Raw genomic sequence first — 18,921 nt, forward strand, 5'->3', positions numbered from 1 at the left:
GCTGTCCTCATCAGGCAAACACCTCGGTGTCGGCGAGCATCGGCGCCTTGCTGTCCTTGTCCGAAAGCTGGAACCCGCCGGCCACCGAAGGCCATTCGATGCCGATCGCGGGATCGTCGAAGCGGATGGACCGGTCGTGCTTAGGCGAGTAGGTGTCGGTCACCTTGTAGAGGACCTCGGTGTCGGGCACGAGGGTCAGGAAGCCGTGGGCAAAGCCCTTGGGCACCAGAATCTGGTTGCCCTTTTCGGCCGAAATCTCGTGGCCGGTCCATTTCCCAAAGGTCTTCGAACCGCGGCGAATGTCGACACAAACGTCCAGAATCCGGCCGCGTATAACGCGCAGCAACTTGTCCTGCGCTCGGGGCGCAAGCTGGTAATGGAGCCCGCGCAAGACACCTGCCTCGGCGGAATAAGAATGGTTGTCCTGCACGAAAAGCAATTTTATTCCAGCCTGCGCAAACCGCTCGGCGTTGTAGGTTTCCATGAAGAAACCGCGCGCATCGCCGTGCCGCTTTGGAACGATTTCCAGCACGCCTTCAATGCCGAGGGACCTGATCTCCAACGCCTAGCCCTCCGACAGATCGGCGACACGCCGGCGCAGATAGGCGGCATATTCATTTTTTCCCAACCGGGTTGCCCGCTGCAGCACTTGCTCCGCCGTCAGCCAACCCTGCTCGAAGGCGATCTCCTCAGGGCAAGCGACCTTGATGCCCTGTCGATGTTCGATCGTGCGCACGAAGGAAGACGCGTCATTCAGGCTGTCATGGGTCCCCGTGTCGAGCCAGGCATAGCCGCGCCCCAATCGGTGCACATGCAGCAGGCCGCGATCGAGATAGGCGTTGTTGACCGCCGTGATCTCCAGCTCGCCGCGGGCCGAAGGTCGAATGGACGAGGCGATGTCGACAACGGTGTTGTCGTAGAAATACAGCCCTGTAACAGCCCAGTTGGATTTCGGCTTTTGCGGCTTTTCCTCGATCGTAATCGCGGTTCCGGTGACCTTGTCGAAGGACACGACACCATACCGTTCAGGATCATCCACCCGGTAGGCGAAAACCGAAGCGCCCGCCTCGCGCGAAGCGGCGGCGCGGCAAAGCTGCGACAGCCCATCGCCAAAATAGATATTGTCGCCCAGGATCATCGACACGCTGTCCTTGCCGATGAACTCGCGGCCGATGATGAAAGCTTCCGCAAGCCCATTGGGGTGCGGCTGCTCCGCATAGGAAATGTCCAGACCGAACTCCGATCCGTCGCCGAGTAAATCGCGAAAAACGGGCAGGTCTCGCGGCGTCGAAATAACCAGAATCTCCCTGATATCCGCGAGCATCAGTACGCTCAGCGGATAATAGATCATCGGCTTGTCGTATACCGGAAGAATTTGTTTGGAGACTGCCAACGTCAGCGGATAAAGGCGTGTTCCACTACCCCCCGCAAGGATAATTCCTTTCAAGAAGCTCTCCCTGACATGCCCAAATCCCCTCGGCGGCAGTGGGAGCCATACTACACCCTGAAAAAGCTGCTGCCAGGGCCCGCTTTTACCGTAGAGTCGTTACCAAAATACGCCAGATACCACTCGACGAATCGCCCTACCCCTTCCGACACGGAGGTACCGGGGCGATATCCGACCGCCTCCTGCAATGCTGAAATATCGGCGAAGGTGTCGGGCACGTCCCCCGCCTGCAGCGGCAAAAGCTCGATGATGGCCTTGCGGCCAAGCGCGTTTTCCAGCGCCTCGACATAGGCGGTCAGCCTCACCGGGTTATTGTTGCCGATGTTGAAGATACGCCAGGGGGCGCTGCTCGTTGCCGGGTCCGGATGGCCGGAATCCCAGCCAGGGTTTCCCGCGGCAGGGCTGTCGCTGGTCCGGATCACGCCTTCGGCGATATCATCGACATAGGTGAAGTCGCGTGTGTGGTTGCCATTGTTGAACAGCTTGATCGGTTCGCCCGCCAGGATGCTCCTGGTGAACAGGAACAGCGCCATGTCGGGACGCCCCCAGGGGCCATACACGGTGAAAAAACGCAATCCGGTGGTCGGCAGCCCGAACAGATGGCTGTAGCTGTGCGCCATCAGCTCGTTGGCGCGCTTGGTCGCCGCGTAGAACTGCAGCGGGTGGTCGGCCGGGCGATGCTCGGAAAACGGCATGTCGGTGTTGGCGCCGTAAACGCTCGAGGTGCTGGCATAGGTCAGGTGCGCTATGCCGCCGCCGCGGCAGGCCTCCAGCATGTTGGTGAAGGCGACGATGTTGCTTTCGACATAGGCGCGCGGGTTTTCAAGGCTGTAGCGGACCCCGGCCTGGGCGGCGAGGTGGATCACCCGGTCAAAGGCGTGGTCGGCAAAGCAGCTGTCGACGATGCCCCTGTCGGCAAGATTGCCGTGGATGAAATGATAGCCGGAATTGGTGCTTCGGCTTGCCTCGGCAAGCAGCCGCAGCCGCGCCTGCTTGATCGCCGGATCGTAGTACTCGTTGATGCTGTCGATACCGACAACCTCGTCGCCGCGCTCCAGGAGCCGCCTGGCGACATGATAGCCTATGAAGCCGGCGACGCCGGTGACCAGAACTTTCATCAGAAGCGCCCGTCCTCGGGAATGGACCCCTGACGTCTATGGCACGCCAAGCTTCCTGAAGACCTCAGGAGCGCTTCAGAAGCGACCAGACGGCCGGCACAAGGCTTGCCGCCAGGGCAACCTTGATCAGGTCGCCGACGATGAACGGCACGACGCCGAACTGCCAGGATTTTTCCGGACCGATGAGCAGCGCCAACCAGGCGAAGCCCATCGCCATCATGACGACTTCGGCGACCAGCATTGCGTTGAAAAGCTTGATCGGGTGGCGATCCCAACCGCGATCCGCGGCCCAGCCGACGATCGCCGCCATGACCACGAAGCCAGCGAGGTAGCCGCCGGTCGAGCCAAGCATGTAGGCGATGCCGATGCCCTTCTCCGGCGTGCCCTGGAAGACCGGGAAGCCCATGGCGCCTTCCGCCATGTAGAGCAGCAGCGTGGCAACGCCGAGGCGCATGCCGAAGGTGGCGGCGATCAGCAAGACGGCGAGCGTCTGCATCGAGATGTCGACGGGGCCTAGCACAACCTTGGTCGTGGCCGACAGGGTCAGCAGCAGCGTTCCGGCGATGGCCAGGAAAAGCTGTGTTGCCAGTCGCGCCGCGCCATCCAGCGGCAAGGCCAGAGAAACAAGCGGGCGCATCGTCGTTGCAGTTGCCATGGTCTTCCCCTATCCGATCTGTCGCGATCCGATAATCGCGGTCTAGCGTTTTCCTATATTGGCTTGCGTGCTATGCGGCAATCGGTTTTGCCGTTCCGGGAACAATGTGCCGATATGGCTCTCAAATTCGATACCAGCTTCGATCCGCATTACGGCCATGGCGTGAGCGTGGCGCCGGACGTGCAGCGCGTCACGGTCCAAAATCCCAGCCCCTTCACTTTTCATGGCACCAACAGCTATGTCGTCGGGCGCGACACGCTGGCGGTGATCGATCCCGGGCCCGATGACGATGCTCATCTTCAGACCTTGCTCGACGTGATCGCCGGCAGGCCGGTCAGCCATATCTTCGTCAGCCACACGCATCGCGACCATTCCCCGCTGGCGGCCCGGCTGAAGCAGCGCACCGGTGCCTTGGTGATGGCGGAGGGGCCTCACCGGCCGGCAAGGCCACTGCATGTAGGCGAGACCAACGCGCTCGACGCCAGCGCCGACACCGCTTTCGTTCCCGACATCACCCTGCCGGACGGCACGTTGGTCGCCGGCGACGGCTGGGCGATCCGCACGGTTCTGACCCCCGGCCACACCGCCAATCACGCGGCATTCGCGCTGGAAGGAACCGGCATCCTGTTTTCGGCCGATCATGTCATGGCGTGGGCGACGTCCATCGTCGCGCCGCCGGACGGAGCGATGGCCGACTACATGGCATCGCTGGACAGACTGATCGAGCGCGACGACCGCATGCTGCTGCCAGGCCATGGCGGGCCGGTAACGGCACCGCGCGCTTTCATGCGCGGGTTGAAGACGCATCGCAAGATGCGCGAACGGGCCATTCTGGAGCGGGTCAGAGCCGGCGACCGGACGGTTCCCGACATGGTCAAGGCGATCTACCGGGATACAGATCCGCGGCTGCATGGTGCGGCCGGGCTTTCGGTGCTTGCCCATCTCGAGGATCTGGTGGCGCGCGGCGTGGTGTCGACCGACGCCGCTCCCGCCATCGACGGCATTTTCACGCCGGCCTGATAGGCCTGCCCTGGGCCCTCCCCCCAGCAGGCATGGGATCGGCGGAAAAATGGCTACTCTGCCGGAGCCGCCCCGACCTGGCCGGCGACTTCCTGGTCCAATTCCGCCAGGAAATCAGTGATGCGCGAGGCATTGTCGCCAAGGTCGTAGCGTCCGTAACGCGAGGCCGACCGCATGTCGACGATCACCGTATCGCCATCATCCGTCACGCGGATCGCCACATCGGCAGGAAGGCCGAGCACGAAACCCTTCGCGACAGCGGTAATGGTCACGTCGCTTTGCCCGGCGAGGTCGGGATAGGGTTCGGAAAGATCCCAGCCGCGCCGGTCGAGCACGGTCTCGACGGCATTGACGATGGTCTCGAATGGCAGGTCGTAGCTGCGCGCGGTGACCAGTGGATAGCTGTCGGTCTGCAGCCGCTGTTCGCCCGGCGTCGACGGCGAGAGCACGTTCATGTCCTTTGTCCGGTCGCTGATATCGAGCGCGGGCGGATCATCGAAATCGGTCGAGATGTCCCTGAGCGGCGGATAAATCGTCGCCCAGTAGGCGGCAACGCCGTAGGGAACGAGCACCAGCAGGGCCAGCAAGGCGCCGAGGGTCAGGTCACGGCCGCCGCGATCACCAAATTTCCATAGTCTCGAAAAGGCAAAGGCGGCGAACAGCAGCGCCAGCGCAGCGAGCAGCGCGACGATGCCCAGCACCCATAGGAACACCGGCGTTTCGACGAGATCGAAGCGATGGCCGACGAAATTGGTCAGCAGAAGCACCGCTGAAAATGCGGCCGTGCGCCGCGACCAGCCGGCAGCCTTCGAGGTTCGCCGTTCGGGAATGCTAACCATTGTTCTCTGCGCTGCCCCAACCCGGACGGAGGTTTAGTGCCTTTTCGCGTCGGCTTGAAGCCGAAACACGCAACATCCCCTCAATCCGTCGGCAGGCGGTAGTCCCTGAACTGTTGGCGCAAGGTGATCTTCTGGATCTTGCCGGTGGCGGTATGGGGTATTTCGCCGACGAAAGCGACATCGTCCGGCATCCACCACTTGGCCACCTTGCCGTTCATGAAGCCGAGAATGTCAGCCTTGGTCGGCTCCTTGCCCGGCTTGGCGACCACGACCAGCAAGGGCCGCTCGCCCCATTTCGAATGATGGACGCCGATTGCCGCCGCCTCCGCCACGTCCGGATGGCCGACGGCCAGATTCTCCAGATCGATGGTCGAAATCCACTCGCCGCCGGACTTGATGACGTCCTTGGCTCGATCGGTGATCTGCATGTAGCCGCCGGCGTCGATGTGAGCGACGTCTCCGGTGTCGAACCAGCCGTCCTCATCGAACTGCTCGGCACCGGCGCCGCCGTAGTAGGCGCGGGCAACGGCCGGTCCACGCACCTTCAGCCGACCAAAGGTCTTGCCATCCCAGGGTTGCGCATTGTTCTCGTCATCGGTCACTTTCATTTCGACGCCAAAGGGCGGGTAACCCTGTTTCTGCTTGACGTCGAGCCGGGCCTCCCCCTCCAGGGCTGCATATTCCGGCTTCAAGGTGCACAGCGTGCCGAGCGGCGACATCTCGGTCATGCCCCAGGCGTGGATGACCTGGACGTCGTAATTGTCCTGGAATTTCGTCATGATCGCACGCGGGCAGGATGAGCCGCCGATGACGACCTTGTTCAGATAGGGCAGTTTCTTGCCGGTCTCCTCCAGATATTGCAGCAGCATCATCCAGACGGTCGGCACGGCGGCACTGAAGGTCACCTTCTCGGTGTCGAGCAATTCATAGATCGAGGCGCCGTCCATCCTGCAGCCGGGCATGACCAGCTTGGAGCCGATCATCGGTCCGCTCTGGCCAAGGCCCCAGGCGTTGGCGTGGAACATCGGCACCACGGGCAGGATGGTGTCGCGTGACGACAGGCCCATGGCGTCGGGCATGGCGGCGATCATGGCGTGCAGTACGTTCGAGCGATGGCTGTAGACGACGCCCTTGGGATCGCCTGTCGTGCCCGATGTGTAGCACATGCCGGCGGCGGTGCCTTCGTCGAAGGTCCTCCAGGCGAAATCGCCATCGACCTCGTCAAGCCAGTCCTCATAGGCGACGGCATTGGGCAGGGTCGTTTGCGGCATGTGCGCCTTGTCGGTCAGCACAATCACCTTTTTCAGCGATTTGACGGTACCGGCGATCTTCTCGAGCAGCGGTATGAAGGTAAGGTCGACGAAGACGGCCTTGTCCTCGGCATGGTTCATGATCCAGACGATCTGCTCGGGAAACAGGCGCGGGTTGAGCGTATGATAGATCGCGCCGATGCCCATGATGCCGTACCAGGCCTCGATATGGCGCGCCGTGTTCCAGGCCAGCGTGGCGATGCGGTCGCCCAACCCATAGCCGTCACGCTCCAGCCTCTGGGCGACCTTGAGAGAACGACGATGGATCTCGGCATAAGTGGTGCGCACGATCGGTCCCTCGACCGAGCGTGACACGATCTCGCGCGCTCCATGCTGCCGTTCGGCGTTGTCGATAAGCTTGTGGCACAGCAGCGGCCATTCCTGCATCAGCCCCAGCATCCAGCTCCTCCTCCCTCGCGCATTTTGCGTCGTAGCTTCGAACCATTGTGAAGCGAACCGGCGGATTGTCCAGTCGCTCGCTTGCGCGGCGAAGGAATTTCAGCGCCCGTGCCGCAACGGCAAGCGGTTGAATCTTGACATGTTTTGGACTTCCGTCTCCTGGCCACTCGTGCCACCGAGATGGCAAGAGGGTCGAAATCGCCACAGTGGCGGCAGTGCCTTATCCGGCGAAATGACTTGAAAATCCGCCACAATCCGGCCATCGTCGGCGTTAAGTTTCGTTAACGGGCAAGGGGCGATTGGCGACTGAAAGAGGTTCGCATGGACGCGCAGCTCGACGACAAAGCCCTTGAGAGTACAATTGCGGAAAGCCTGGCCGATCTGGTGCCGGACGAAAAGACTGTTTCCGAAGACGAATTTGTTGAAGTTGTCGGCGGCGCGCTCGAAGCGGTCGGCGGCACGCTGCTGTTCAAGATGTGCGTCCAGAACGAAGGCGAAGGCCAGCACGTCGCGGCGGCATCCGTCGGCGATGGCGGCAACCGCCAGTTCCTGCTGCTCACCTTGCCAACCGTTGGTGGCTCGCTGAAAGTCGAAACCGTTTCGAGAAGCAGCAACCCGGTGGCGGGCATCGCAGCCGCCTATGCCGGACTGATGGACGCATTCAAGACCGCCGCCTGAGCTTCGGCGGATACTCGAAAGCGCTGCAGCGCCACGCCTCGGCGATTGGTGCGCCTGTTTTTGTGATGCAAACGGACCTTGCGCAACGGCTGTGCCCGCCACACCTTAGGGAGCCAGGCAAGGAGAACCAGCATGGACAAGATCGCCAACCCGGCACCCGGCTTCCAGCGCAATCCCGACAAGATCATCACCATCGAGCCCTATGTCGGCACCGTCACGGTACGCGCCGGCGATACGGTTGTCGCGTCTTCCACGAAGGCCAAGGTGCTGACGGAGGCTCCCTACCCCGCCGCCTTCTACATTCCGTTCGCCGACATCGATTTCGGCAAGCTGAGCGCTACCGAACACTCGACCCATTGCCCCTACAAGGGCGATGCCAGCTATTGGAGCGTGCGGCCGGCCGGCGAAACCGGTCAGAATGCGATGTGGGCTTACGAGCGGCCTTTCGACGAAATGACCGAAATCCGCGACCATGGCGCATTCTACGCCAGCAAGGTCAGCATCGAAGCCAAACCGGGCTGAACGCTTCGACTCGAAGGCATTGGGGTGCGTTGAGATTCAGGTCAGGCCTGCCTCACCTGAATGTCAACGCCCCTCAGTCGGTGGTGCCGTGATTGCCAGTACCGTCGGCGTCGTCCAGGCGCACGAAGGTCATGCCCTTGTCCTTGAGTGCCAGCAGGCCCTTCACCACGCCCTCGCCGGCGGCATGGGTGGGCTGGTTGATATGGGCGATGATGACGTCACCGTCCTTGGCAGCGGCGATGCGCTTGGCGGTTTCCTTGGCGCCCAGCAGCGAGCCGCCATCGCCATTGATCGAGAAGCCGGCGATCTTGAAACCGAGCTTGCGGATCATCGCGATCGCCGAGGGGCTGTATTCGGCGGTTGCGCCGCGGAACCATTTCGGCGCGGGCTCACCCGTCCTGGCAAGCGCCGCAGCCCCCGACTCGACCTCGGCCAGCACCGCATCCGGGCTGCCGGCGCTGCGTATGCCATAGATCTTCTGCGGCGTGTCGACCGCCGGAACATGGCGCCCGCCGTGATTTTCCAATTCGAAAAGGTCGCGATGCGCCTGCATGATCTCGACGGCCGCGGCATTGCGCTTCAGCCAGATGCCGGTGACAAAGATGGTGGCCGGTATCTTGTTCTCCACCAGCGCCGAGAGAATGCGCGTGTCGGTCTGTCCACCGCAGGCATCGAGCGTGAGCGCGACACGGCCCGCTCCGCTTGCCGCGGGCTTGATGTGCAGCGTGGGCTCGACCAACGGCGCGGCTTGGGCGCTGGATAGCGCCGCCAGCGACATGGCAATCATGCAGAGATGTCTTTGCAGCTGACGCATCAAGCCGAATTCCCGACTGGAGCAGTTCACCGTTTCACGCAAACGGCAACCCGCCCTTTGTTTTGGAGCATTTCCCATGGGGCGATTTCAAGCCGCCATCCCAAGACCCGCATGAAGGCGGAAATCGGGACGATGGGTAGCAGAAAAATGCATGGCGCGGCAATTTGACCGCCGGCCTTGCGAATGATCCATCCGGCGACAGCCGTTCAGACAGCGCGTTCCCGCTTCATCTCGGTGCGCGCAAGGACCTCGCGCGCCGCCTCGACGACAGGTTTCACTTCCAGGCGCCAGACGCAGCACGCCTTGCGGGGGTCGGTCCGGCGGCACAAGCCCTTGGCCACGCAGTCGCACGGCATCGGCGGACGAAGCGCGATGCTGGGCACGCCGAGAGGCCCCCAGCGCGACGGGTTCGTCATACCGAAGAGGCCGACAACGGGTGTGCCCGCGGCCGCGGCCATATGCATCGGGCCGCTCTCGTTGCCGAGAAACAGCCGCGCCTGCTTGAGCACAGCCAACAAGGTCTCGAGCGACAGCGTCCCGACAAGGTCGGCGACCGGCGTCGCCGTCCTGGCGATGATCCGCGCGGCGGTCCCCTGCTCCTCCGGCCCTCCGACCAGCACGAAGCCCAATCCGGTGTCGGTTGCAATCTCGTCGATCGCCTCGGCAAAGCGTTCGGGCTGCCATTGCCGGCCCTTGAAACTCGCTCCCGCGTGCACCGCGACGAAGCCGTTTGGGTCGAGACCATGCTTGCCCAGAAGCGCCAAGGCTTTCAGGGTCTCGAACGGCAGAGGCTGAATGCTTGGCACCGTCACGCGCAGATCGAGGCCGAGCGCTTCAATGGGCGAAAGATAGCGATAGACAAAATGCTGGCCGCCAAATCCGAACGGCTTGGCAAACACATTGGCGGGTTGCCGCTCCAGCAGCTTCAGAGGCCGTTCGGGAGGATTGTAGCCGACGCGGGTCTTGGCGTTGACGAACCCGCTGATGATGCGCGAGGTCTTTGAATCGGTCAGGTCGATCGTAAGGTCAAAGCGGAAGCCGCGTAGGGCCCGCACCATGGCATAGAGCTCTTTTCCACGCTCCAGCGCGGTGCCGCGCATGCGGGATCGCCTGAAGGTAACCACTTCCGAGGCGATACCATGCGCGACCACGAAGCTTTCGAACTGCGCCTCGCAGAGGAACACGATCCTGGCGCCGGGGAATTCGAGTTGCAGGTTCCTGGCGAGCGTCGAGGCGAGGACGATGTCGCCTATGAACTTCGTTTGAATGACCAGGATCGAGCGGAACGGCGCGGGTGATATCTGCAACATGTGATTCCCGGGACAATTGGCGGGCCGTCCGCAAATTGGGCAGGAACAATGTCGATATTACGCAATGCCTTCAGCACGTTCGCGTGAGTTTTCATACAAAACCGTAAGCTTTGATCGCCCTATCCGCGCCCCGTCTTTGCTACCTGCACCGCGGCCTGCGCGGCCGCCAGCCTGGCGATCGGCACGCGATAGGGCGAGCACGACACATAGTCGAGACCGACCTCCTCGCAGAAACGGATCGACGAGGGATCGCCGCCATGTTCGCCGCAGATGCCGAGCTTGATCTCAGGCCGTGTCGCCCTGCCCTTTTGCGCGGCCATGCGCACCAGTTCGCCGACACCGTCGATGTCGAGCGAGACGAACGGATCCTGCTCGATGATGCCCTTCTGGCGATAAGTCTCCAGGAACGAGGCCGCATCGTCGCGTGAGATGCCGAAGGTGGTCTGGGTAAGGTCGTTGGTGCCGAAGGAGAAGAACTCGGCCGACTCGGCGATTACATGGGCACGGATCGCCGCACGCGGCAGTTCGATCATGGTTCCAGTCAGATAGTCGATCTTGACGCCGGTCTCGTCCATGACGCTCTTGGCGACCGCATCGATGCGCGCCTTCACATAGTCGAGTTCCTTCACGAGGCCGACCAGCGGCACCATGATCTCGGGCACCACCAGCGCGCCGGCCTTCTTGCCGGCTTCGACGGCAGCCTCGAAAATAGCGCGTGCCTGCATCTCCGCGATCTCCGGATAGGAGACGGCCAGCCGGCAGCCGCGATGGCCAAGCATCGGGTTGAATTCGTGCAGGGCCTCGGTGCGCTGCCTGAGCTTGTCGGCCGATACATTCATGACGGCGGCGACCTCGGCGATTTCGGCCTCGGTCTTGGGCAGGAATTCGTGCAGTGGCGGATCGAGCAGGCGGATCGTCACCGGCAGGCCTGCCATGATCTCGAACAGTTCCAGGAAATCCGAGCGCTGCATGGGCAGAAGCTTGGCCAGGGCGGCGCGCCGGTCCTTCTCGGTGTCGGCCAGGATCATCTCGCGCATGGCGACGATGCGGTCACCGTCGAAGAACATGTGTTCCGTACGGCAAAGCCCTATGCCTTCAGCGCCGAAGGAGCGCGCCATGCGGGCATCGAGCGGCGTTTCGGCATTGGTGCGCACCTTCATGCGGCGCACGGCATCCGCCCATTCCATGATGGCGGCGAAATCGCCCGACAGTTCCGGCTGCAGCATGGCAACCGCGCCCTTCAGCACCTGGCCATTGCCGCCGTCGATGGTGATGATGTCGCCCTTGCGGAAGGTCTGCCCCATCGAGATCAGCGTGCCCGCCTTGTAGTCGACGCGCAGCGAGCCGGCGCCCGACACGCAAGGCTTGCCCATGCCGCGCGCGACAACGGCGGCATGGCTGGTCATGCCCCCGCGCGTGGTCAGGATGCCTTCCGCCGCATGCATGCCGTGGATGTCCTCGGGGCTGGTCTCGATGCGCACCAAGATCGCCTTGCGGCCTTGGGTCTTCAGATCCTCGGCCTCGCCGGAGGAAAAGACGATCTCGCCGGTGGCAGCGCCCGGCGAGGCCGGCAGACCGACGCCGATGACGTCACGCGCGGCTTTCGGGTCGATGGTCGGATGCAGCAACTGGTCGAGCGAGCCCGGATCGATGCGGGCGACAGCCTCCTCCTTCGAGATCAGGCCGTCCCTGGCCATCTCGACCGCAATCTTCAGCGCCGCCTTCGCGGTGCGCTTGCCGGAGCGGGTCTGCAGCATCCACAATTTGCCGCGCTCGATGGTGAATTCAAGATCCTGCATGTCGCGGTAATGCTTTTCCAGACTGTCGGAGATGGTGACGAAGGACTGGAAGGCGTCGGGCATCAGCTTCTGCAGCGACGGCTTGTCGGAGCCGGCGGCGATGCGGGCCGCCTCGGTGATGTTCTGCGGCGTGCGGATACCGGCGACGACATCCTCACCCTGCGCGTTCACCAGGAACTCGCCATAGAGCTGCTTTTCACCGGTCGACGGATTGCGGGTGAAGGCGACGCCGGTGGCCGAGGTCTCGCCCATATTTCCGAACACCATGGCTTGCACGTTGACCGCAGTGCCCCAGCTTTCGGGGATGTCATGCAGACGCCGGTATGTGATGGCTCGGTTGTTCATCCAGCTCGAGAACACGGCGCCGATGGCGCCCCAAAGCTGTTCTTGCGGATCCTGCGGAAACGGCCTGCCGAGCTCTTCCTCGACCTTGGCCTTGTAGAGCGCGATCACGCCTTGCCATTCGATGGCCGTCAGCTCGGTGTCGAGTTCATGGCCGAGGCCGGCCTTCTGGTCTTCCAGGATCTCCTCGAACACCTCGTGATCGAGGCCCATGACGACATCGGAATACATCTGGATGAAGCGGCGGTAGCTGTCATAGGCAAAGCGCGCATCGCCGGAATCGGCGGCCAACGCCTCGACGGTCTCGTCGTTGAGACCGAGATTGAGCACAGTGTCCATCATGCCTGGCATCGACGCGCGAGCCCCGGAGCGTACCGACACGAGCAGCAGCTTCGACGGATCGCCGAACTGGCGGCCGGTCAGCCGGCCAATGTGATCGAGCGCGATCGCGACATCGGCTTCCAACCCCGCCGGATAGGCGCGGCCATTGGCGTAATAGGCATTGCAGACCTCGGTGGTGATGGTGAAGCCCGGCGGCACCGGCAGGCCCAGGCTGCACATTTCGGCAAGGTTGGCGCCCTTGCCGCCCAGCAGATTCTTGTCGCCGGCACGGCCTTCCGCCGCACCATCGCCAAAGGTGAAAACCCATTTGGTCATGCTTTGCTCTCCGGTTGCAGGAGATTGGAAAGATTGGCGAAACGGAAAGTTCCGCCCTGGTCCGACTTTGGACCGATATGATGCTGCAGTGCGAAAGGCAAGCACCGGAAAAGCCGTTCCGCCGCTACAATCGATTAAGAAAAAGCCCGGCCCGGACATGCGGCAAAAAGACTTGCCACCTCACGGTTCGACAGCTAGAACATAAAGGGAACAAATAGGTGTCCCATGAAACTGACTGGAAAACTCGACTATCTGGAAATGCCGGCGACCGGCGGCACGCTGGATCGGCTGAAGGCTTTCTACAGTTCCGCCTTTGCCTGGTCGTTCACCGACTACGGTCCCACCTATTCGGCCTTCGCAGAGGGCCTTGATGGCGGTTTCCAGGCCGATGCCGCGGAAGCACCGGCCAAGCCGCTGCCCGTGCTCTACAGCGACGACCTCGAGGAAACGCTTGGCGCCGTCGAAAGCGCCGGCGGCACGATCGTCAAGCCGATCTTCGCATTTCCCGGCGGCCGACGCTTCCACTTCGTCGATCCGGCCGGCAATGAGCTGGCAGTGTGGTCCCAATAGCCTGTTCATGGACCATCTGGCGGCAAGGCGCCGCAGGCCAGCCGAGTGTTCTAGCGTCACTCATGAGCATTGTGCTTTGGCATTGTGCTTTTCGGCTGCTCTGCTAATAACGCGCCGCACAAGCGACTCTGACGGCTATTGGGGCGTCGCCAAGTGGTAAGGCATCGGTTTTTGGTACCGACATTCCCAGGTTCGAATCCTGGCGCCCCAGCCACCCCTACAGGTGCGTCCGGTTGTCATTGGGGCCGGTCTCACGCCTCGTCGGGATGACAAAAAGGAATGCGAGGTCAGGCGAGCGATGAATGCTTGCCACGGCATGACTTTCGTCGAAGCGGGCCACCGTCATCAATCAAAGCGATTTTCCTGATACGCAGGCTGCGTTAGAATGGCTCGTTAGCGAATTTGGAACCCGTCGTGGCCAAGACCAGCAACCGTTCCTTCAACGTGAACGTCTTCCTTAGTACGGTGGACGGCGGGAGGACGATAGCAACGTATCTCGAGAATGAGACGGTTTATTCGCAAGGCGATCCGGCGGATTCCGTCTTCTACATCCAGAAGGGCAAGGTCAAGGTCAGCATCGTGTCCGAACAGGGCAAAGAAGCGATCGTTGCTCTTCACCAGAGCGGGGACTTCTTCGGCGAAGGCTGCCTGTCCGGCCAGCCGCTTCGGTTGGCCACCGTTTCTGCAATGGTGCACAGCGTCGTCATGCGGCTTGATAGAGCGTCAATCACGCGGGTGCTGAGAGAAGAGCCAAAGTTCTCGGAGTTATTCATATCTTACTTACTGGCAAGGAACGCCCGCGTCGAAGGGGACTTGGTGGACCAGCTTTTCAATTCAAGCGAGAAGCGTTTGGCGAGGTTGCTTCTTCTGATGGCGAATTTCGGCAAGGAGGAGAGCCCGCAGCGCGTCATAGCGAACATAAGCCAGCAGACGCTCGCGGAGATGATCGGCACCACAAGGTCGCGCGTGAGCACCTTCATGAATAAGTTCCGCAAGCTGGGCTTCATCCAATATAATGGGGATTTGAAGGTACACAGTTCGCTGCTGAATGTCGTCCTGCATGACAATCCTAAGCTCAGGGATAGGGACCTCTGAGGATCTGTTCCGTATGGAACAGCCAAACCACTTCAAGCCATGTTAGATTTCGTGCTGGTCCCACCCTCCGGACCGGGCCTGCAATGCAAGGCCATCTCGGCGAGACGGCGTGCCCGCCCGCGCAACGCAGACCATTTGCGTGCGTCGACAAGATGGCGCGTTGTTGGTGACACGGCGCGTCCGTCCAAAGCCCCCCAACAGCGGACGCGCCGGCCTCCCGTTTGGGTTGCGGGTGACGCCACTGCGTTGGTTACATCATATGGCACGCTGGATGCGCTGCGTCCGGGCCAGACGCCGCGATCTTTGCGAGCGGACACCCGGATCCGGATTCACGCTCGCGTTCGCCAGCGGTATTTTTCCGATATTCGGGAAAGTCGATGCCAGAATCCACGACTTATCGCCTGCAATCCCTTTGTTACGATCGCCACGGATCACCAGACAGGGGTTGTCAAAGACATGTTGACGGACAAGCAGGCACGCGAGGCGGTGGAGCAGTACCGCGAGGAAGGATATGCGATCGTTCGACAGTTCGTCGACGGCGACGAGATGGCCCGACTGAAGAAGGAAACGGATGATGTCTACGCCGAAGGGCTCAAGCATCACGCCACCTACAGGCATGGCAATCTCAGCTTCCAGATTCTGCCCGAGTCGGATTTCGGCCAGCGTTACGTGCTGCAGGCCTACTGGTTTTCCTGGATCAATTCCTATTTCGAGCAATTCCGGCGCAGCCCGGACTATCTGAAACTGCTCGAGGGGCTGATTGGCCGCGACATCAGGCAAATCGCCCAGCAACTGCACTGGAAGCCGCCAGGCGCCAATGTCACGGGTTACCGCTTCCACCAGGACCTGCGTTTCCGCAACCAGGCCGCCTTCGACAATGTCGCCGACGCGACCGTGACCACCGGCCTCGCCGTCGACCGCGCGACGCTCGACAATGGCTGCCTCCAGGTCGTGCCCGGTAGCCACAAACTCGGCTATCTCGGCCTCTCGGACGAGGGAACCGGCGAGCTGATGAAGGGCCTGACCGCCGAGGAGGAGTTGCGCAAGGTCGGCATCGACCCGGCGACCATCGTTCCGCTGGTGCTGGAGCCGGGCGACCTTGCCATGTGGGGACTGCTTACCGTGCACGGCTCCTCGCCGAACAAGTCGCAGCACGACCGCGCCTTCGCCCTGTCGAGCTATGTGCGGGCGGACTCGACGCAGCGCGGCGAATGGGCGTTCCGGGATGGCGTCTCCGTGCCGCTCGGCGAGACGCCGACGCTGTGCAAATACGAAAAGCTCTTCGAGGAGCCGGGACCGATGTACGACACCACCGCCTGGTGGAAATGACATTGCCGCGCCGGGCGACGGGGGCAAAAGGGGCCTGGCGTTCGCGCCGGGCCCCTGGCTGCGTTCACCAGCGGCCTCGCAAAGTCTCAGGCGGTGAAATCCGCCGACAGTTCGCGCATCAGGAAATCGACGAAGGCGCGCACCTTGGCGGCGATATAGGTGCGGTGCGGATAGAGCGCGTAGATCGGGCTGGAGCCCGGGTGAAACTCGTCAAGCTGCACCTCCAGACGGCCGTCCCGGATCGCGGCATCAACCAGAAGGCTCGGCAGGTTGCCGATGCCGAAGCCGGCGATGGTCATCTGATAGGCGGCCTCCACGCTGTTGGTCGAGATGCGCCCGCCAATGGCGGCGTCGAACGGCCCGTCGGGCCCTATGAACGGCCATGTGCCCAGCCGCTTGGCGAAGTTGCTCAACACGCAGGAATGGCTTGCCAGCTGGTCCGGATGGGTCGGCCGGCCATTTCTGTTCCAGTAGTCCGGCGTGGCGCAGACATAGTTGCGAACCTCGCCAAGGCGCCTCGCGATCAACGCGGAATCAGCCTGTCCGCCGAAACGGATGGCGACATCGTAGCCCTCCTCGACAATGCCGACGACGTAGCGCGCGGTCAGGTCGAACTCGATGCTGGTGAGCGGATTCTCTTCCAGGAATTTCGGCACCAGCTTGGTGATGCGCGTGTGGCCAAGGACATTGGAGCAGGAAACCCGAATCAGCCCGCGCGTCTCCTTGTGCAGGCCGCGCGTCGAATCCTGCAGTTCCGAGATGTCGTCCAGCAGGCTGCGGGCCCGGGGAGCATAGTCACGTCCCGCCTCGGTGAGGCTGAGGCGCCTTGTGGTGCGGTTGATGAGACGCACGCCAAGATCCTCCTCCAGATCCTTGATCATGCGGCTGACCGCCGTGGTCGACATGTTGAGATCGCGCGCCGCCGCCGAGAGGCTGCCCAGCAGGCAGACCCGGTCGAACACCCGCATGGCCGTCAGAAGATTCATCCTGGCTTCCCCTCGCCGCCGCGTCTGCTCCACCCTTCGCGGCTTCCGGCAGAAGACAGCGCCCGGCGATCGTGCGGCAAGGGCATTCCACCGAATTTGGACGTAAAATCAACAATGGGAGAAACGATATGACATCCAAGCCTCTTCATCCCGCGATCGACGCTTTTGCGCGGGGTACAAAAAATGGCGCGCTCAGCCGCCGCGAATTCCTGGCGCTGGCCAGCGCCTTTGGCGCCAGCACGGCGGTCGCCTACGGCCTCATCGGCCAGCCGGTTCCGGCTCTGGCTGAAGAAGCGGCCCAGCCCAGGATGGGCGGTGTCGTACGCGTCGCCATGCAGGTGATGGAACTGGAGGATCCGCGCAGTTTCAAGGTTTCGCAGATGGGCAACATCGCCATGCAATTTCTCGAACCGCTGGTGCGCTGGAAGCCGGATTTCACCTTCGAGCCAGTCCTGCTGCAGAGCTGGGAAATCAACACGGACGCCACGGAGTACGTGCTCAAGGTCCGCCCAGGCGTGAAATGGTCGAACGGCGACGATTTCACCGCCACCGATGTTGCCTTCAACATCACGCGATGGTGCGAGAAGGGTGCCGCCGGCAACTCCATGGCCGGGCGCATGAGTTCGCTGATCGATCCCGACACCAAGGTGGCGCGGGCCGGCGCGATCACGATCCGCGATGACCACACCGTGGCGCTCAAACTGTCGCAACCCGACATCACCATCATCCCGGCGATGACGGATTACCCGGCATTGATCGTGCATCGCAGCTTCAATCCGAAAGAGGCGGCCCTGTCGGCAAATCCCGTTTCCACCGGCCCGTTCGAACTCAAGAAGCTCGATGTCGGCGTCGCCGCCTCGGTGCGCAAGCGGCCGGAAGGCTCGTGGTGGGGCGGCGAGGTTTTCCTGGATGGCATCGATTGGGTCGACTACGGCACCGACTCGGCCGCCACCGTCTCTGCTTTCGAATCGGGCGAGATCGATTTGAACGGCCAGACGCAGTCCTATGACGTCGCCATGCTCGACGGGCTGGGCCTGAAGAAGAGCGAGATCGTCACCGCCGCCACCATCGTCTCGCGCTGCAACGTCAACGCCAAGCCCTACGACGACAAGCGTGTGCGCAATGCCATTCAGCTTGCGGTCGACAATGAAGCGGTGCTGCAGCTCGGCGCCAACGGCATGGGCATGGTGGCGCAGAACGATCACGTCGGACCGATGCACCCTGAGCATGCCGACCTGCCGCCGATCAAGCGCGACCCGGTCCGGGCCAAGGCGCTGCTGGAAGAAGCCGGCCAGCTCGATTTCGAGTTCGATCTGATCTCTGTCGAAGCCGACTACCGCAAGGAAAGCTCCGACGTCGTCGCCCAGCAGATGCGCGACGCCGGCTTCAAGGTGAAGCGCACAGTCATCCCGGAATCGGCATTCTGGAACGATTGGACCAAGTATCCCTTCGCGACGACCAACTGGAACGCCCGCCCGCTCGGCATCCAGACCTATGCGCTTGCCTATCAGAGCGGCTCTGCATGGAACGAGACAGGGTTTGCCGATCCGGCGTTCGATGCCAAGGTTCACAAGGCCAATGCCATTGCCGATCCGGACCAGCGCCGCGCGGTGATGAAGGAATTGCAGCTGATGCTGCAGGAATCCGGCATCATCGTTCAGCCTTACTGGCGAAAGCTGTTCTGCCATATGAAACCTGCCTTGATGGGCTATCAGATGCATCAGGCCTATGAGCAGGATTTCACCAGGGCCTGGCTCGCCGCGTGATCATCAGGATGGCAGGGCGGCGCCTTCCGCGGCGGCGCCCTGCCATTTCTTTTCACCTCACCGAGCATTTCGCCCCACGGCAACACTATCGAAAGCCGATGAGGAGCAGCTCAGGCTTCGCATCGGGCACGTCGCGCAGATGCGTCCACACGTGCCTTGCCGCGACAGATCCGCAAGGATCCGTGGCCGTGTCGCCAGGTCCGCCGGACCATCAGGCATACGAGAAATCCCGGTTTCCGCGTCTGTCATCGTCGAGAAGCTCCAG

The 18,921-nt window shown here is 62.3% G+C and carries 17 protein-coding genes and 1 tRNA gene; 8 read left to right on the forward strand and 10 right to left on the reverse strand.

Annotated features, from left to right (window positions below):
* Positions 1 to 10: 10 nt before the first annotated feature.
* From rfbC to FJ977_RS04230, 4 genes are all read right to left on the reverse strand, one after another.
* Positions 11 to 562, reverse strand: coding sequence for a dTDP-4-dehydrorhamnose 3,5-epimerase (gene rfbC / locus FJ977_RS04215; protein WP_140768810.1), 552 nt, complete (start codon positions 560 to 562; stop codon positions 11 to 13).
* A gap of 3 nt (positions 563 to 565) precedes the next feature.
* Complete coding sequence (gene rfbA, locus FJ977_RS04220; RefSeq protein WP_140768812.1) at positions 566 to 1,447, reverse strand: glucose-1-phosphate thymidylyltransferase RfbA; 882 nt, start codon at positions 1,445 to 1,447, stop codon at positions 566 to 568.
* A gap of 50 nt (positions 1,448 to 1,497) precedes the next feature.
* Positions 1,498 to 2,565 (reverse strand): NAD-dependent epimerase, encoded by a 1,068-nt coding sequence (locus tag FJ977_RS04225; RefSeq protein WP_140768814.1) that lies wholly within the window; start codon positions 2,563 to 2,565, stop codon positions 1,498 to 1,500.
* Positions 2,566 to 2,629: 64 nt separating this feature from the next.
* Positions 2,630 to 3,220: a biotin transporter BioY gene (locus FJ977_RS04230; protein WP_140768816.1), complete on the reverse strand. Its 591-nt coding sequence runs from the start codon at positions 3,218 to 3,220 to the stop codon at positions 2,630 to 2,632.
* Positions 3,221 to 3,334: 114 nt separating this feature from the next.
* On the opposite strand from FJ977_RS04230, the gene FJ977_RS04235 reads away from it, so the two are divergent.
* The gene (locus FJ977_RS04235) at positions 3,335 to 4,240 is read left to right on the forward strand and encodes an MBL fold metallo-hydrolase (protein ID WP_140768818.1); all 906 of its coding nucleotides are present in this window, start codon (positions 3,335 to 3,337) and stop codon (positions 4,238 to 4,240) included.
* A 53-nt stretch (positions 4,241 to 4,293) separates the two neighbouring features.
* Here the strand turns inward: FJ977_RS04235 and FJ977_RS04240 are convergent, their stop codons facing one another.
* Together FJ977_RS04240 and FJ977_RS04245 are read right to left on the reverse strand one after the other, a co-directional pair.
* Entirely contained in the window at positions 4,294 to 5,079 is a 786-nt protein-coding gene (locus FJ977_RS04240; RefSeq protein ID WP_140768820.1) for a DUF1499 domain-containing protein, read from the reverse strand.
* Between the two features lie 80 nt (positions 5,080 to 5,159).
* Positions 5,160 to 6,788, reverse strand: coding sequence for a fatty-acid--CoA ligase (locus FJ977_RS04245; protein ID WP_140768822.1), 1,629 nt, complete (start codon positions 6,786 to 6,788; stop codon positions 5,160 to 5,162).
* A gap of 321 nt (positions 6,789 to 7,109) precedes the next feature.
* Here FJ977_RS04245 and FJ977_RS04250 point away from each other — a divergent pair, with 321 nt between their 5' ends.
* Positions 7,110 to 7,466 (forward strand): hypothetical protein, encoded by a 357-nt coding sequence (locus FJ977_RS04250; RefSeq protein WP_140768824.1) that lies wholly within the window; start codon positions 7,110 to 7,112, stop codon positions 7,464 to 7,466.
* A 132-nt stretch (positions 7,467 to 7,598) separates the two neighbouring features.
* Positions 7,599 to 7,988 (forward strand): DUF427 domain-containing protein, encoded by a 390-nt coding sequence (locus tag FJ977_RS04255; RefSeq protein WP_140768826.1) that lies wholly within the window; start codon positions 7,599 to 7,601, stop codon positions 7,986 to 7,988.
* Between the two features lie 73 nt (positions 7,989 to 8,061).
* Here the strand turns inward: FJ977_RS04255 and FJ977_RS04260 are convergent, their stop codons facing one another.
* From FJ977_RS04260 to ppdK, 3 genes are all read right to left on the reverse strand, one after another.
* The gene (locus tag FJ977_RS04260; RefSeq protein ID WP_140768828.1) at positions 8,062 to 8,802 is read right to left on the reverse strand and encodes a polysaccharide deacetylase family protein; all 741 of its coding nucleotides are present in this window, start codon (positions 8,800 to 8,802) and stop codon (positions 8,062 to 8,064) included.
* A 206-nt stretch (positions 8,803 to 9,008) separates the two neighbouring features.
* Positions 9,009 to 10,112, reverse strand: a complete 1,104-nt coding sequence (locus FJ977_RS04265) for a glycosyltransferase family 9 protein (protein ID WP_140768830.1) — start codon at positions 10,110 to 10,112, stop codon at positions 9,009 to 9,011.
* Positions 10,113 to 10,231: 119 nt separating this feature from the next.
* Positions 10,232 to 12,910 carry a pyruvate, phosphate dikinase gene (gene ppdK, locus FJ977_RS04270; protein WP_140768832.1) on the reverse strand — a complete coding sequence of 893 codons (2,679 nt, stop codon included), beginning with the start codon at positions 12,908 to 12,910 and terminating at the stop codon, positions 10,232 to 10,234.
* 225 nt (positions 12,911 to 13,135) lie between these two features.
* Between ppdK and FJ977_RS04275 the strand changes: the two genes are divergently transcribed.
* The 4 genes from FJ977_RS04275 (at position 13,136) to FJ977_RS04290 (ending at position 15,904) form a co-directional block, all read left to right on the forward strand.
* Positions 13,136 to 13,480: a VOC family protein gene (locus FJ977_RS04275; RefSeq protein WP_056563877.1), complete on the forward strand. Its 345-nt coding sequence runs from the start codon at positions 13,136 to 13,138 to the stop codon at positions 13,478 to 13,480.
* Between the two features lie 139 nt (positions 13,481 to 13,619).
* Positions 13,620 to 13,694: transfer RNA gene (locus FJ977_RS04280), tRNA-Gln, on the forward strand.
* A gap of 200 nt (positions 13,695 to 13,894) precedes the next feature.
* Positions 13,895 to 14,575, forward strand: coding sequence for a Crp/Fnr family transcriptional regulator (locus FJ977_RS04285; protein ID WP_140768834.1), 681 nt, complete (start codon positions 13,895 to 13,897; stop codon positions 14,573 to 14,575).
* A gap of 456 nt (positions 14,576 to 15,031) precedes the next feature.
* On the forward strand, positions 15,032 to 15,904 hold the full coding sequence (locus FJ977_RS04290) for a phytanoyl-CoA dioxygenase family protein (RefSeq protein ID WP_181179580.1): 873 nt from the start codon (positions 15,032 to 15,034) through the stop codon (positions 15,902 to 15,904).
* A gap of 86 nt (positions 15,905 to 15,990) precedes the next feature.
* Here the strand turns inward: FJ977_RS04290 and FJ977_RS04295 are convergent, their stop codons facing one another.
* Positions 15,991 to 16,890: a LysR family transcriptional regulator gene (locus FJ977_RS04295; protein ID WP_140768836.1), complete on the reverse strand. Its 900-nt coding sequence runs from the start codon at positions 16,888 to 16,890 to the stop codon at positions 15,991 to 15,993.
* 128 nt (positions 16,891 to 17,018) lie between these two features.
* On the opposite strand from FJ977_RS04295, the gene FJ977_RS04300 reads away from it, so the two are divergent.
* A complete protein-coding gene (locus FJ977_RS04300; protein ID WP_140768838.1) occupies positions 17,019 to 18,656 on the forward strand; it encodes an ABC transporter substrate-binding protein in 1,638 nt (545 codons plus the stop codon).
* Positions 18,657 to 18,921: the final 265 nt, after the last annotated feature.

The sequence above is a fragment of the Mesorhizobium sp. B2-1-3A genome (assembly GCF_006442655.1).
Classification (GTDB): domain Bacteria; phylum Pseudomonadota; class Alphaproteobacteria; order Rhizobiales; family Rhizobiaceae; genus Mesorhizobium.